14 protein-coding genes are annotated in these 14569 nt (G+C 64.3%); 5 read left to right on the forward strand and 9 right to left on the reverse strand.

Translation table 11 applies throughout. The features are described 5' to 3' along the window. Positions 1 to 34: 34 nt before the first annotated feature. The 5 genes from cydX to rpoH all read right to left on the reverse strand — a co-directional run bounded on the left by cydX (position 35) and on the right by rpoH (position 4617). On the reverse strand, positions 35 to 151 hold the full coding sequence (gene cydX, locus PI93_RS02510) for a cytochrome bd-I oxidase subunit CydX (protein ID WP_039365494.1): 117 nt from the start codon (positions 149 to 151) through the stop codon (positions 35 to 37). A gap of 15 nt (positions 152 to 166) precedes the next feature. Further along, on the reverse strand, positions 167 to 1303 hold the full coding sequence (cydB, locus tag PI93_RS02515) for a cytochrome d ubiquinol oxidase subunit II (protein ID WP_039365555.1): 1137 nt from the start codon (positions 1301 to 1303) through the stop codon (positions 167 to 169). A 27-nt stretch (positions 1304 to 1330) separates the two neighbouring features. Beyond that, positions 1331 to 2935, reverse strand: a complete 1605-nt coding sequence (locus PI93_RS02520; RefSeq protein ID WP_039365496.1) for a cytochrome ubiquinol oxidase subunit I — start codon at positions 2933 to 2935, stop codon at positions 1331 to 1333. After that, positions 2925 to 3239 (reverse strand): cytochrome oxidase putative small subunit CydP, encoded by a 315-nt coding sequence (gene cydP / locus PI93_RS02525; protein ID WP_144400173.1) that lies wholly within the window; start codon positions 3237 to 3239, stop codon positions 2925 to 2927. The genes PI93_RS02520 and cydP overlap by 11 nt, the downstream gene beginning before the upstream one ends. 439 nt (positions 3240 to 3678) lie before the next feature. Further along, positions 3679 to 4617, reverse strand: a complete 939-nt coding sequence (rpoH, locus tag PI93_RS02530) for an RNA polymerase sigma factor RpoH (RefSeq protein ID WP_039365498.1) — start codon at positions 4615 to 4617, stop codon at positions 3679 to 3681. A gap of 222 nt (positions 4618 to 4839) precedes the next feature. Between rpoH and PI93_RS02535 the strand changes: the two genes are divergently transcribed. Further along, a complete protein-coding gene (locus PI93_RS02535) occupies positions 4840 to 5223 on the forward strand; it encodes a nuclear transport factor 2 family protein (RefSeq protein WP_039365500.1) in 384 nt (127 codons plus the stop codon). Between the two features lie 213 nt (positions 5224 to 5436). Here the strand turns inward: PI93_RS02535 and ybiB are convergent, their stop codons facing one another. Further along, positions 5437 to 6399, reverse strand: a complete 963-nt coding sequence (ybiB, locus tag PI93_RS02540) for a DNA-binding protein YbiB (RefSeq protein ID WP_039365502.1) — start codon at positions 6397 to 6399, stop codon at positions 5437 to 5439. Between the two features lie 152 nt (positions 6400 to 6551). Between ybiB and maiA the strand changes: the two genes are divergently transcribed. Further along, the gene (gene maiA, locus PI93_RS02545; protein WP_039365504.1) at positions 6552 to 7208 is read left to right on the forward strand and encodes a maleylacetoacetate isomerase; all 657 of its coding nucleotides are present in this window, start codon (positions 6552 to 6554) and stop codon (positions 7206 to 7208) included. Positions 7209 to 7215: 7 nt separating this feature from the next. Beyond that, on the forward strand, positions 7216 to 7842 hold the full coding sequence (locus PI93_RS02550) for a LysE/ArgO family amino acid transporter (protein WP_039365507.1): 627 nt from the start codon (positions 7216 to 7218) through the stop codon (positions 7840 to 7842). A 124-nt stretch (positions 7843 to 7966) separates the two neighbouring features. Here the strand turns inward: PI93_RS02550 and ftsY are convergent, their stop codons facing one another. Beyond that, complete coding sequence (gene ftsY, locus PI93_RS02555; protein WP_039373715.1) at positions 7967 to 9394, reverse strand: signal recognition particle-docking protein FtsY; 1428 nt, start codon at positions 9392 to 9394, stop codon at positions 7967 to 7969. Between the two features lie 171 nt (positions 9395 to 9565). On the opposite strand from ftsY, the gene PI93_RS02560 reads away from it, so the two are divergent. Continuing rightward, positions 9566 to 10984: a M16 family metallopeptidase gene (locus PI93_RS02560; protein ID WP_039373717.1), complete on the forward strand. Its 1419-nt coding sequence runs from the start codon at positions 9566 to 9568 to the stop codon at positions 10982 to 10984. 13 nt (positions 10985 to 10997) lie between these two features. Then, the gene (locus tag PI93_RS02565) at positions 10998 to 12437 is read left to right on the forward strand and encodes a M16 family metallopeptidase (protein WP_052240921.1); all 1440 of its coding nucleotides are present in this window, start codon (positions 10998 to 11000) and stop codon (positions 12435 to 12437) included. Between the two features lie 166 nt (positions 12438 to 12603). On the opposite strand, the gene PI93_RS02570 is transcribed toward PI93_RS02565, so the two are convergent. After that, positions 12604 to 13488, reverse strand: a complete 885-nt coding sequence (locus PI93_RS02570; RefSeq protein ID WP_236105713.1) for an ABC transporter permease — start codon at positions 13486 to 13488, stop codon at positions 12604 to 12606. Then, the gene (nodI, locus tag PI93_RS02575; protein ID WP_039373718.1) at positions 13481 to 14398 is read right to left on the reverse strand and encodes a nodulation factor ABC transporter ATP-binding protein NodI; all 918 of its coding nucleotides are present in this window, start codon (positions 14396 to 14398) and stop codon (positions 13481 to 13483) included. The genes PI93_RS02570 and nodI overlap by 8 nt, the downstream gene beginning before the upstream one ends. Positions 14399 to 14569: the final 171 nt, after the last annotated feature.

A 14569-nucleotide genomic window follows, 5' to 3' on the forward strand; every position in this document is an offset into this window, starting at 1 on the left:
CGCGATTTTCATTTCTACCTGCTGCGGGTCAGGATCAGCTGTCTTCCTGACTGCGGCGTTCGAGGTCGTCGTGCGCTTCGAACCACATCACGTTGATGATGCCGAACGCGAGCGCGAGGCCGAGGCCGAGAATCCAAGAGAAGTACCACATGTCGCGACTCCTTGATCAGTACATCGTGTGCGGGTTGTCGTTGACCGTCTCGATCGTCACGCGGCCACGAATCACGCGATACACCCAGCCGGTGTAGAGCAGGATGATGGGCAGGAAAACGATCACGGCGATCAGCATGATTTGCAACGTGAGCTGGCTGGACGTGGCATCCCAGACCGTGAGGCTGCTGCCCGGCGACGTGGCCGAGGGCATCACGAACGGGAACATCGAGAAGCCGGCGGTGAGGATGATGCCGGCCATCATCAGGCCGGTCACGACGAACGTCCAGGCATAGGCGCGGCTGGTTGCAAGCAGGGCCGCGAGCAGGGCGCACAGACAGGCCACCACCGGCGCCGCGATCATCCACGGATAGGTGTGGTAGTTCGTGAGCCACAGGCCGGCGCCGGTCGTGACTTCCTTGAGCAGCGGGTTGGCCGGCGAGTCGGTCGGCCCCATCTGCGTGATGGCGAAGCCGTCGACGTGCGTGGCGACGAGCACACCCGCCACGATGAACAGCAGCAGTGTGCCCAGCGCGGTCAGGCGCATGATGCGCCCGGCGCGCTCGGCCACGACCGGATCGGCCTTCATGCGCAGGTGTGCGGCGCCATGCGTGAGCAGCATCAGTAGACTGACCAGACCGCACAGCAGGGCGAACGGGTTGAGCAGGGCCCAGAACGAGCCCGTGTACGTCGAGCGCATGGTGTTGTCGAAGGAGAACGGCAGCCCCAGCAGCAGATTGCCGAAGGCCACGCCGAATACCAGCGACGGCACCACGCTACCGACGAACAGCGCCCAATCCCACGAATTGCGCCAGCGTGCGCTGGGCAGCTTGTTGCGGTAGTCGAAGCCGACCGGGCGCAGGAACAACGCAAAGAGCACCAGCAGCAGTGCCCAGTACAGGCCGGAGAACGCCGCAGCGTAGACGAGCGGCCACGCGGCGAACATCGCTCCGCCTGCCGTCACGAACCACACCTGGTTGCCTTCCCACGTTGGGGCTACGGTGTTAATGATGACGCGGCGCTCCGCGTCGGTCTTGCCGAGGAAAGGCAGCAGCGTCGCCGTGCCCATGTCGAAGCCGTCGAAGAAGGCGAAGCCGATCAGCAGCACGCCGATGAGCACCCACCAGATCAGCTTGAGTACGGTGTAATCGATCATCATGATGTCGTGTCTCCCTGACGATCAGACCGAAGTCGCCGCACGGTCGCCGGCGATGGCGGTACCGTTCGTGCCTTCTGTCTCGAAGTGGTAGCGGCCGGTGTGCAGCGACGACGGGCCGAGCTTGACGTACTTCACCATCAGGAACATTTCAATGATGAGCAGCGCGGTGTAGAAGATGATGAAACCCGCGAGGCTCATATACAGGTCGCTTGCCGAGAGCGACGACGTCGAGAGGTGCGTCGGCAGAATGCCGGCGATGGTCCACGGCTGACGGCCCACTTCGGCCACGATCCAGCCGAATTCGGCGGCCAGCCAGGGCAGCGGAATCGCCCAGACGGTCCAGCGCAGGAACCAGGCCGAACGCGGCTTGAGCAGACGGCGGCGTGCGCACAGCCAGAAGGCCCACAGGAAGGTGAACAGGAACAGGAAGCCCAGTCCAACCATGATGCGGAACGACCAGAACACGGGCGCCACCGGCGGGATCGTGTCGTTGGCCGCCATGTGGATCTGCTCCGGCGTGGCGTCGACCACGTTCGCGGTGTACTTCTTGAGCAGCAGGCCGTAGCCGAGGTCGTCCTTGTACTTATCGAACTCGGTGCGCACGGCCGGTGACTTGTCGCCGCTGCGCAGCTTCTCGAGCGCCGCGAAGGCGATCATGCCACGCCGGATGTTCTCCTTATGCTCATCGCGCAGTTGTGTGAGGCCGATCACCGGGGTGTCGACCGAGCGCGTAGCGATGAGGCCCATGGCCCAGGGAATCTTCACCGCGAAGTCGGTGCGTTCTTCCTTCTGGTTCGGCAAGCCGAACAGCGTGAACGAGGCAGGCGGCTTGGCCGTTTCCCACTCCGCTTCAATGGCGGCGAGCTTGACCTTCTGCACTTCGCCGGTGGTGTAGCCCGATTCGTCACCCAGCACGATGACCGACAGCGTCGAGGCCAGACCAAAACCGGCCGCCACCGCGAACGAGCGCAGTGCGAACGGTACGTCGCGGCGTTTGAGCAGGTACCACGCCGAGATGCCGAGCACGAACATCGCGGCGGTGACATAACCGGCCGAGAGCGTGTGGACGAACTTCACCTGCGCCACCGGGTTAAAGATCACTTCCCAGATGCTGTTCAACTCCATGCGCATGGTCTCGTAGTTGAAGTGCGCCCCGACCGGATTGTTCATCCAGCCGTTGGCAACGAGAATCCACAGCGCCGAGAGGTTCGAGCCCAGCGCCACGGCAAACGTGGTCGCAAGGTGGCTAATGCGCGAGAGCTTGTTCCATCCGAAGAAGAACAGGCCGACGAACGTGGCTTCAAGGAAGAACGCCATCAGACCTTCGATGGCGAGTGGCACACCGAAGATGTCGCCGACGTAATGCGAGTAGTAAGCCCAGTTGGTGCCGAACTGGAATTCGAGCGTAAGACCCGTGGTCACGCCCATCGCGAAGTTGATCAGGAAGAGCTTGCCCCAGAACTGGGTCATGTCCTTGTAGATCTGCTTGCCGGTCATCACGTAGACCGACTCCATGATGACAAGCAGCCAGGACAGCCCGAGTGTGAGCGGGACGAACAGGAAGTGATACAGCGCCGTTATGGCGAACTGCAAGCGCGAGAGGTCAACGACTTCGCTACTGATCATGGCGGACACCTTGACTTGGGGTGGGGGACTGCGCTTCGACGGCTTGCGGCCCGATCAGGGCGCGAGCCACGACGTCCGGCGGCAACTGCATGTGCCTGGCCATCGGGGCGTCGAAGAACGCGTGCTTCAGAATGAACAGGAGTGCTACCTTGATCGCGAGAACGATCAGGATTTCGATCATGAAACGGGAAGGGCGGGTGCGCCAGCGCGTGATCAGCCAGGCGACGATGGCGGCGCTGCGCGACGCCGCGACGGGCGCGCTCGGCGCGGGAGGCTTCAGACTGCTAGGAGAGTGGGTGTCCATCCGTGACGGCTCCTGGCGTCGAAAGTCGTGGTGTTGGGAACAGCGTCGACTTCCGGCGCATTTTGCCTTATCGCTTGAAAATGTCAAACCGCGGAGCGCGGGGGCGGATGACACGCAAGTGACGCTGGTTCGAGGCGAATCCGCCATCACGAAAGATGGCCGACGAGAAGCGAGTTCGAGACAAGGTCGGGCGCGGCGAACGGCCCCCGGGCCGTCCTTCGCACGTAGCATGGCCACGTACGAGCCGATTCTATCGACCGGTCGCGCAGGCGACCTTGCGATGCATCAAGTCCGGCGCAAATGAGTCGTGAACTTTCGAAGTCCAATGAAAAAGCCCCGTGAATCTCACGGGGCTTCGGTGTCGGTGATGATCGACCGACGGTGATCCGGCAGGGTCTGTGGCAATTTGTCGCGTTGCCGCCCCCACCCGATCAAGGCATTACGCGTAGGCTTGCAACGCGCCTTTCATCTTCTTCATGGCGGCGACTTCGATCTGACGGATGCGCTCGGCAGACACACCGAACTCGTCGGCCAGTTCATGCAACGTGGCGCCACCGCTGCCGTCGTCGGCGACCGACAACCAGCGCGCTTCGATGATGCGGCGGCTGCGCGGGTCGAGGCGGCCAAGCGCGGTTTGCAGGCCGTCGCTTTGCAGATGGTCACGCTCGCGCGCGGCGATCACGGCGGTCGGCTCCTGATGCGAGTCGGCGAGGTACGCGATGGGGGCGAAGCTCGGGCTATCGCTATCGTCGCTGTGCCCTTCGAGGGCGATATCGCCACCCGACATGCGCGTTTCCATCTCGACGACGTCTTCGCGCTTCACATTCAGATCGCGGGCGACCTGGTCGATCTCTTCCGGCGTGAATGCCTGCAGGCCCTGCTTCTGGCTGCGCAGATTGAAGAACAGCTTGCGCTGAGCCTTGGTCGTGGCGACCTTGACCGTGCGCCAGTTGCGCAGCACGTATTCGTGAATCTCGGCCTTGATCCAATGCATGGCGTACGACACGAGTCGCACACCCTGAGTGGGATCGAAGCGCTTCACGGCCTTCATCAGGCCGATGTTGCCTTCCTGGATCAGGTCGGCGTGCGGCAGCCCATAGCCGAGGTAATTGCGCGCGATCGAGACCACCAGACGCAGGTGCGAGAGCACGAGCTGGCGGGCGGCATCGAGGTCGTCGCTTTCCCGCAGGCGTTTGGCGAGCGACTGCTCTTCCTCGGCGGTGAGCAGGGGAATGCGGTGGACAGCCTGAATATAGCTGTCGATATTGCCCAGACTGCCCGGCAGCATCAATGCCGACGGGGCGAGAGCAAGGGCACGAGAATTCGGCGCCGTGCCGGTGGCCGGCGTCGTCGGATGCAAAGTGGCGGCAGTACTCAAGTGGTGGACTCCTGGTTAGCCTCTGGGAAAGCATTTTAGCACTCTCTTCAGATGAGTGCTAAAGACGTTAGAACCCTTACCGGGCGGGAAGTTTCCGCCGTCTCGGGGTTTTCCAGCACCCCCCGAAAAACCGGAGAAGTCACTGGCGCAAACGTCGCATGGATGGTGTAAATTGCAACCCAAGTCGCGAGCGTTTGGGGTCGGCGAAGACGGGAGGTCAACATGGCGGGAAAGCACATTGACGTAGTGCGCGAGCGCGAATCCGCGCGTTTCGACGCAATGGTTGAGGGGGACGTCGAACAACTCGACGCGCTCCTGGCAGACGGCCTTCACTACGTTCATTCAAACGGCAAACGCGAAACCAAGCGCGAATTCCTCGACGCCCTGACCTCGGGCCGCCGTCGATATCTGGACATCGATATCCGGGCGCAAGAACTCCGACAGTTTGGCGACACCGTGGTCGTTACCGGCAAGCTCAAGATCGAACTGGAAACCGCGACCGGCTCGCTTGAGTCGCAAATGGCCTATACGGCGGTCCACGTGCTCGAGGCCGACGAATGGCACCTCATCTCATGGCAGGCGACCCGCATGGCGTCGGCCGAATGAATCGTCGGTCGTCTGCCGGCGGACCCGACGGCTATCTCGTCCGGTACTCACCGGACGTCCTCTCCGAACAGAAGATTTGATGTGTTTTGGGACAAATTGTTCCGGAAAATATTAAATTTATCGAATTCCGGTAGATTTTCGTACTTTACGAGCTAATCGAGTCGTTTTGCGGCCGAATATCGCTCGAATCGCCAATGGCGGCATCATTTCCGTTCACCGCGTGATGCCCAGCCCCAACGCCTGACGAATCACCTCGACCTGCCGGGCAATGGGTGCGGGCACGTCGACGTCGCCGGCCAGCACGGCTTCAATCCAACGGGCCGTGGCGGGGGCATCGGACGCGGGCAGTGTCGGCGGTATGCCCGTCGCGCCTTCCTCTGCGGATTGCCACAACCGATACACCCCATCCGAGAACCCGTCGATTGCGGTCTGGCGGCGGGCATCGGCGACCGGTTCGCCTTCCGTGCCGCGAGCCAGCAGCACACCGGGCGCCGGGCTGTTGGCGGCGTCGGCGAACATTTCGCCAAGCGTTTCCCGGTATTCGGGGTGCGTGTAGTTCACGAGCCGCAGTGCCGGCCCGGCAAACGGTTGCAACAGCTTCACTACCGTATGGCCCGAGTTGCGCACGCCCAGCGCGGCACGCATCTCCAGTAGCCGCTCCAGTGCGGGCGAGAGCGCGGCAATCGGCAGATAGGCGACGCGACGGGTTCGCAGTGCTGCCTCGGCCTCGGTGGCCGACTGGCAGGCGGCGTGGCCCAATGCTGCAAAGATCGCCTGTGTGCCGACGCGATTCGCGCCGCTGTGATGCTGGCCATGCACCAGCGTCGGAATGCCTTCGCGGGCGAGCAGCAACGCCAGCAGCGGCGTGAGATTCGGTTGCTTGCGCGCGCCGTTGTAGCTGGGGAGCAGGACGGGCGGCGGCGCGTCGGCCGGTGCGGCGAGCGGCGTGAAGGTCGCGTGCGCGGCGTCGAGCATCGCGCGCAGTTCGACAGGCGTTTCGCCCTTGATGCGATAGGCGATCAGCACCCCGCCCAGTTCGGCCGGTGCCACCCGATCGGCGAGGATGGCGTCGAACAGGGTGCGCGTCTCGTCGGCGTTGAGCGGCCGTGCGCCTTTCGCCCCTCGGGCGATGGTTTTGAGCAACGGCGCGCAGGCAAAAGGAGGGGCAGAGGTCATGACACTCGGGATGGGGATTCGTATCCGTTCATCATACGCAATCGGGTGTCCTCGGGGCCAGCGCTTGAAGTACCATCTTGTGTTCGGACGCGAGCGTCACAAGCCGTCTCGCCGCCTGCGCGTCTTCCCCCATTCCGATTTCGAGGTTTGTCATGTCCACGCTGTACAGCTATTTCCGCAGTTCCGCCGCGTATCGTGTGCGGATCGCCCTGAATTTGAAGGGACTCGATTACGACACCGCACCCGTGCATCTGGTGCGTGACGGCGGCGAACAGCTCAAACCGGCGTACCGCGCGCTCAACGTGAATGGACTGGTGCCAACGTTCATCGACGGCGACGCGAACATTCACCAGTCGCTTGCCATCATCGAGTATCTGGAAGACGTGCATCCGACGCCCGCGCTCCTGCCGGCCGACCCGGTGGCGCGCGCTCAGGTGCGGGCACTGGCGCTGGACATTGCCGCCGACATCCACCCGATCGACAACCTGCGGGTGCTGCGTTACCTCAAGCACGATCTGGGCGTGAGCGAGGCGCAGAAGAACGCCTGGTACGTTCACTGGATCGTCGAGGGGTTCACGGCGCTGGAAGCGCGGCTGGCGTCGCAATCTTCGCAATCGTCGCCGGGCAAATTCGTCTTCGGCGACACGCCGACGTTGGCGGATTGCTGCCTCGTGCCGCAGGTCTACAACGCGAACCGCTTCAACGTGGACATGACGCCGTTCCCGCGCATTGCCGCCGTGAACGCTCACTGCCAGACGCTCGACGCCTTCCGTCGCGCCGCACCCGAAGCGCAACCCGACGCCGAGTAAATCCGTCATGGTCGACCCGGCTTTCTGGCGGGGCATGGCGCTTGGCGCCAGCCTCATCATGGCGATTGGTGCGCAGAACGCGTTTGTGCTGCGGCAGGGCATTCTGAAGCGTCACGTGGGCCTGGTGGTGGCCGTGTGCGCCGTCTGCGACATGGCGTTGATCGCGGCTGGCGTGGCCGGGATGGGCGGCCTCATTGCTGCCTATCCGAGCTTCCTCGCGGCGGTGACGTGGGGCGGTGCGGCGTTCCTGTTCTGGTATGGCCTGCGCGCGTGGCGTGCGGCGTTGCGTGGGGCGGGCGCGTTGCAGGCGGACGGTAGCCATGCCGCTACGCAGGAGATGACGTGGCAACGCGCGTTCGTCCTCGTGCTGATGCTCTCGTTGCTCAACCCGCACGTGTATCTCGATACGGTGATTCTGCTCGGCGGCATTGGCGCGCGCGAGGCGTCGCCCGGTAACGTGTGGTTCGCGGCGGGCGCGATGACCGCGTCCGTGCTGTGGTTCACGCTGCTGGGCTACGGTGCACGCTTGCTCGCGCCGTTGTTCTCGCGGGCGCGAGCGTGGCAGATCCTCGACGGCATCGTCGGCATGATGATGTGGGGACTTTGCGCAGGGCTCGTCGCTCAGCAGTTGTAACGCATTGTTCGGCGATCCATTTCCGTCGCCTGACGTTCGCCCGGAAAAACAAACGGCCCGCCAATGGGAAATGGCGGGCCGTTTGTTTTGTGGCGGGCGATGCGAAGCGTATGGCGGGAGGCGTTTATCCCAGCAAAGCGTCTGCGAATTCGCGTGCCGAGAACGGTTGCAGGTCTTCGACCTTTTCGCCCACGCCGATGAAATACACGGGCACCGGACGCTGGCGCGCAATCGCGGCGAGAATGCCTCCCTTGGCAGTGCCATCGAGCTTGGTGACGATGAGGCCGGTGAGTTGCAGCGCGTCGTCGAATGCCTTGACTTGCGTGAGCGCGTTCTGCCCCGTATTGGCGTCGATCACGAGCAGCACCTCATGCGGTGCGCCGTCGGCAGCCTTGGCCAGCACGCGCTTGATCTTCTTCAATTCCTCCATCAGATGCAGTTGCGTCGGCAGACGACCGGCAGTGTCGGCCATCACGATGTCGATCTTGCGGGCGCGGGCGGCATTGACGGCGTCGAACACGACGGCGGCCGGGTCGCCGCTCTCCTGCGAGACGACGGCGACATTGTTGCGCTCGCCCCAGATCGTCAATTGCTCGCGGGCGGCTGCGCGGAAGGTGTCGCCGGCGGCGAGCAACACGGACTGGTCATAGTGCTGGAAATGCTTGGCGAGCTTGCCGATGCTCGTCGTCTTTCCCGCGCCGTTCACGCCTGCGATCATGGCGACCATCGGCGCGTCGCGACCGAGCACGAGGCTCTGCTCCAGCGGTTGCAGCAGATCGACCAGCAGGTCGTGAAGCGCGCGCTTGACCTGCTCGCCTTCGGTGAGTCGTTCGGACTTGACCTTCTTGCGCAGCGCCTCGATTAGGAACGTAGTGGCTTCGACACCCGCGTCGCTCATCAGCAGTGCGCCTTCGAGTTCTTCGAACAGATTTTCGTCGACCTTCACGCCGACGAAAATGCCCGTGAGGCCTGCGCTCGTCTTCGACAGGCCGGCTTTCAGACGCGTGAGCCAGGAGCGCTTGGCAGCCGGTGCCGGGGCGGGGGCGGCGACGATCTCGCCGATGGCTTCGCCGTGCGAGTCCTTGACGACGACAGGCGCCGGCGCGACCGGCTCGATAGGCTCGACCGGCTCGACCGGCTCAGGCGCAATTTGCGGGGCAGGCGTGGCAACGACCGGTGTCGGCGCTTCGAACGCCGGGACATTCACCGAGGCCGGTTCGGAATGCGCCGAATTCTCGACGGGGTCGACGGGCGCACGCGGGGTCTCTGCCGGTGCAGCAGGCGTCTGCGGTGCGGTGACGACTGTAGCGGGAGCGCTCGGGGCCGTGGCGGCGGGTACAACGGGTTGCGGCGTAGCGACCGGGGCAGATGCGGCGGGCTGAGCCTGCGCGGCCTCGGCCTTCGGCGCAGGGCACTCGACAGGAGCACCCGACGATTCGGGCGGTTCCGGCAATTGTGCCGATTCGGCGGATGCCGGCGATTCGGTCGATGCGGGACTCGTCTCGGCGGCCTTGTTACCGCCGGACTTGAAGCGCTTGAAGAAGCTGAACATGGGGTGAAGAACTCGACGTGGGGGCGCGCGGTCGGCGTGCGTCTGTGATTTGTCTTGCCATTCGCACCGGACAAAACACCCTACAATGGGCGAGTCGTTGTTTCCGACGCGGGAAATGCGACGTATTTTATCAGACGCGTATCGACGTCCATGACGGGCGAAAGGGGATCCATGACGGGAACCATGCGCTGGCGACGTGCCTTGGTCGGACTGACCTTGGCCGGTGTGATGAGCCTGAGCCATGCTGCGGACACCACCGGCAGCAAAACAACGGACAACACTTCGGAATTTACGCTATCGAACGGCCTGCGGCTGATCGTGCGCGAAGACCATCGGGCACCGACGGTCGCCCACGTGGTCTGGTATCGCGCCGGCTCGCTCGACGAGTTCAATGGCACGACGGGGGTGGCCCACGCGCTCGAACACATGATGTTCAAGGGCACCAAAACGGTCGGACCGGGACAATTCTCCCGTCAGGTCGCCGCCCTTGGCGGTCGCGAGAATGCGTTCACCAGCAAGGATTACACGGGCTACTTCGAGCAGACGGAGAAGTCGCGTCTGCCGGAGATGATGCGTCTCGAGGCCGACCGCATGGCCAACCTCACGCTCACGGCCGACGAGTTCGCCAAAGAGATTCAGGTGGTCATGGAGGAGCGCCGTCTGCGCACGGACGACCAGCCACGCGCATTGCTCTACGAACAACTGATGGCCACGGCGCTCGTGGCCAATCCCTATCGCCGCCCGATCGTCGGCTGGATGGACGATTTGCAGCACATGACGGTTCAGGACACGCGCGATTGGTACGAGCGTTGGTACGCACCGAACAATGCCGTGGTGGTCGTGAGCGGCGATGTGGACCCGGCGCAGGTCAAGCAACTTGCCGAGAAGTACTACGGCCCGCTCAAGCAGCGTGCGTTGCCTGAGCGCCGTCCTCAGAACGAGCCGGCGCAACTGGGCGTGCGGCGGATCTTCGTAAAGGCGCCTGCCGAGAATCCGAACGTGATGCTCGCATGGCGCGCGCCGCGCCTGACCGATGTCGAGAAGGATGACGACGTCTATGCGCTGCAAGTGCTCGCCGCTGTGCTCGATGGCTATGGCAATGCGCGTCTGACGAGTCGTCTGGTGCGCGAGCAACGCATCGCCAACGACGTGGGCGCCGGTTACGACGGTGTGGGCCGTGGCCCGCAGTTCTTCATTCTGGACGGCACGCCGGCACAGGGCAAGACGCCGGAGCAGATCGAGAAGGCGTTGCGTGCGCAAGTGGCCGATATCGCTGCACATGGTGTGACGCAGGCTGAACTGGCGCGCGTGAAGGCGCAGGTGGTGGCTTCGCAGATCTACAAGCGCGACTCGGTGTTCGGTCAGGCGATGGAAATTGGCCTGAACGAAATGTCGGGAATCTCGTGGCGCAAGATCGATCGCATGCTCGAAAAGGTGAAGGCAGTGACGCCTGCACAGGTGCAGGCGGTGGCGGGCAAGTACTTTGGCGACGAGTCCCTGACCGTGGCAACGCTGGTGCCGCAGCCGATCGACGAAGCGACACGCAAGCGCCGCGCCCAAGGGGCGGAAGACCTGAAGACCATGCGCTGAGAGAGGCCACACGATGATGAAAATTTCCGCACTGTTGCGTGCGTTCTCCGTGCCTGCGCGCACGGGCCTTCTGGCGAGTGTTGCCGCAGGTGCGCTGGTAGCGCTCATGCCGCTGAGCGCCTCGGCGGCGCTGCCGATCCAGCGCTGGGTCTCGCCGTCGGGTGCCAAGGTGCTGTTGGTCGAGAGCCGTTCGATTCCGATGATCGACGTGAACATCGATTTCGATGCGGGCAGCCGCTACGATCCGCCAGGCAAGTCCGGGCTGGCGTTGTTCACGGCCGGTCTGCTCGACTCCGGAGCGTCTGCGGCAGGCGGGCAGCCGGCGTTGACGGAAGCGCAGATTGCCGACCGCTTTGCCGACGTCGGGGCGATGGCGTCGACGAGCGCCGGGCGCGACGCCGCGACCGTCACCATGCGCACGCTGTCCTCGGCGGCTGAGCGTGACGCCGCCGTGAGCACCCTGGCGCAGTTCCTGCAACATCCGACGTTCCCCGATGTCGTGCTCAAGCGCGAAGCGGCGCGGCTGGCTTCGGCCATTGCCGAGGCCGACACGAAGCCCGAGGCGATTGCCGAGAAGGCGTTTCGTAGCGCCGTCTACGGTAGCCACCCCTATGGCGTGAGCCCGACGGTGGCCAGCGTCAAGGCGGTGAGGCGCGACGATCTGGTGCGTTTCTATCGCGATATGTACAGCCCGAAGCGCGCGGTCGTGACGATCGTGGGCGATATTGATCGTGCGCAGGCGGAGAAGCTCGTCGCCTCGCTGATCGATGCGATGCCGGCCGGTGTGACGCCGCCCGCCATGCCGCCGGTGGCGGCGCTGCGCAGCGCCGTGCAGATCGATCTGCCCCACCCCGCCGAGCAGGCGCATATCGTGACCGGGCAGGCATCGGTGGCCCGCAGCGATCCCGACTATTTCCCGTTGCTCGTGGGGAACTACGTGCTGGGCGGTGGCGGCTTCGTCTCGCGGCTGACGGCGGAAGTTCGCGAGAAGCGCGGTCTGACTTACGGCGTGTCGAGCGGTTTCGCCCCGCAGTTGCAGGAAGGGCCGTTCGAGATCAGTTTGCAGACGCGTCGTGAGCAGGCCCCCGAGGCGCTCAAGGTCGTGCGTGAGACGCTCGCCAAGTTCGTGCAGGACGGGCCGACCGACGCGGAGATGCAGGCCGCGAAGGACAACCTGACCAACGGTTTCCCGCTGCGCCTCGACAGCAACCGCAAGCTGCTGGCGAACGTTGCTGCCATCGGTTTCTACAACCTGCCGCTGGACTACCTCGATACGTGGACCGACAAGGTCGAGGCCGTCACCGCGGCGCAGGTGCGCGATGCCTTCGTGCGTCACGTGCAGCCGGAGCGGCTTGTCACGGTTGTCGTCGGTCCGAGCGATGTCTTCGGTGCGGCCAGTGCCGGGGCCGCCGCGCCGAGCGGCAAAGCCGATGCGGCCAAGTCGGCGAAATAGTGGGCACGAGTCCGCATAGGTCGACGTGAGTCGACCTATGCGACGGATTGCGGCGCATTGCGTGACACGTCATGCGGTTGGCGCGACGAATGAGAAACGGCACCGGTGTCATTCCCGGTGCCGTTTTTCTTGGGTGACGATGCGTGCCCGGGGGACGCCGCACTGGCTACCGGAGAATCCGTCTGCGCAACAGCACCAGCGCGAGCGCGAATCCGACGACGGCATAGACGGCAAGTGCACCGGCGTGCAGCCACGGCAGCTCGACGGCACGCCCGAGCATGGCCGGACGAATCAGCGCTACCGCGTGCGCGAGCGGTAACCACTCCGTCACATGACGCGCTGCTGCCGGGAGTTGCGACAAGGGGAAGAACACGCCGGAGAGCAGCAGCATGGGCGTCATCACGAGCGTTTGGTAGAACATGAAGAAGTCGTAGCTCGGTGCGAGCGCCGTCATCACCATCGCCAGACTCGCGAACGCCAGACCCGCGAGCAACACTGCGGGCAGCACTACAGGCAGGCTGTCGAGGCGTGCGTAGCCGAGCACACTGGCCACCAGCAGAATGGCGAGGCCCGAGAGCACCGCCTTGCTGGCTGCCCACACGACTTCGCCGAGTGCCACGTCGCCCAACGTGAGCGGCGTGTGCATCAGCGCCTCCCAGGTGCGCTGCACGTGCATGCGCGAGAAGCCGGAGTACATCGACTCGAAGCTCGCGGAGAACATCACGCTGGACCCGACGGTGCCCGCCGCGAGAAACGCGATGTACGAGGTGCCGTCGACTTCGCCGACCATCATCCCAAGGCCGAAGCCCAGCCCAAAGAGGTAAATCATCGGGTCGGCCAGATTGCCGAACATCGATGCGATGGCGAGCTTGCGCCACACGAGGAAGTTGCGTCGCCAGACGCCTGTCCACGGCGTGATGCCCGGGAGGTAGCGGGGCGCGTCGGGAGGGCGTGCGTGCGATGTGCCGGGATGAGGTGCCCTTGCCGCAGCGGCGGCGGTGCCTTCCGCGTGGGGGGCGCTGCCGGGATCGTGTCGATCGTGCTCAGTCATCGCGCATCTCCCGTCCCGTGAGTTTGAGGAAGACGTCCTCCAGATTCGCGCGCCGATGCAGATAGCGCACACCGGGCTGGTCCTGAAGCGCGCTTACGACCGGGGCGGCGTCGCGCACATAGCAGAAGTGGGTCTCGCCACTGGTCTCGAGGCGTTCGGCGAGCGGCGCCAACCGGGCGAGCAACGCCTGGGGAACGTCACCGAACACTTCCACAACGTCGCAGCCGATTTCCCGGGCAACCAGCTCGGGCGGTGTGCCTTCGGCAATCTTGCGGCCGTTGTCGATCACGCACAGACGATGGCACAAGCGCTCGGCTTCTTCCATGAAGTGTGTCGTGAGCAGAATCGTCTTGCCCTCGTTCATCAGTGATTTGAGCCGCTCCCAGATCAGATGCCGGGCTTGCGGGTCGAGGCCGGTGGTCGGCTCGTCGAGAACCAGCAGATCCGGATTGTTGACGAGGGCGCGGGCAAGGGTGAGGCGTCGCTTCATGCCCCCCGAGAGCTGGCTCACGCGGGCGTCGGCTTTCGATTCGAGACGGGCGAATGCGAGCAGGGCGGGCACGCGCTCGCGAAGCTCGGCGCGGGAGAGTCCGAAATAGCGGCCGAAGACGGCGAGATTCTCGCGCACGGTGAAGTCGGGGTCCAGATTGTCGAATTGCGGCACGACCCCGACACGGCGCCGCGCCTCGGGCGCCAGTCGCGGCACGGACATGCCGCCAAGGTGGATCTCGCCAGCGTCGGGAGTGACCAGACCTAGCAGCATGCGCAGGGTGGTGGTCTTGCCCGCCCCGTTCGGCCCCAGCAGACCGAAACACTCGCCCGGCGCCACGCGCAGCGAGAGGCGATCGACGACAGGGCGGCCGTCATAGGCCTTGCATAGCTCGGTTACCTCGATAGCGGCATCGGTCATGGCGAGTCGGGCGGTCTCCTGTCAATCCGCGGGGGCGTGCGCCGTGCGGCATCTGCGCATTGTCGGACAACGACCCACGCGCGTTCGCACATTGCCTTACGGATTGCGTGTCCTTATAAGGTGGGGATTGCGGGCGATGTGGTATGTTTCGCCTCAACAATGTAGCGTGAT

This window comes from Pandoraea fibrosis, from assembly GCF_000807775.2.
Lineage (GTDB): Bacteria > Pseudomonadota > Gammaproteobacteria > Burkholderiales > Burkholderiaceae > Pandoraea > Pandoraea fibrosis.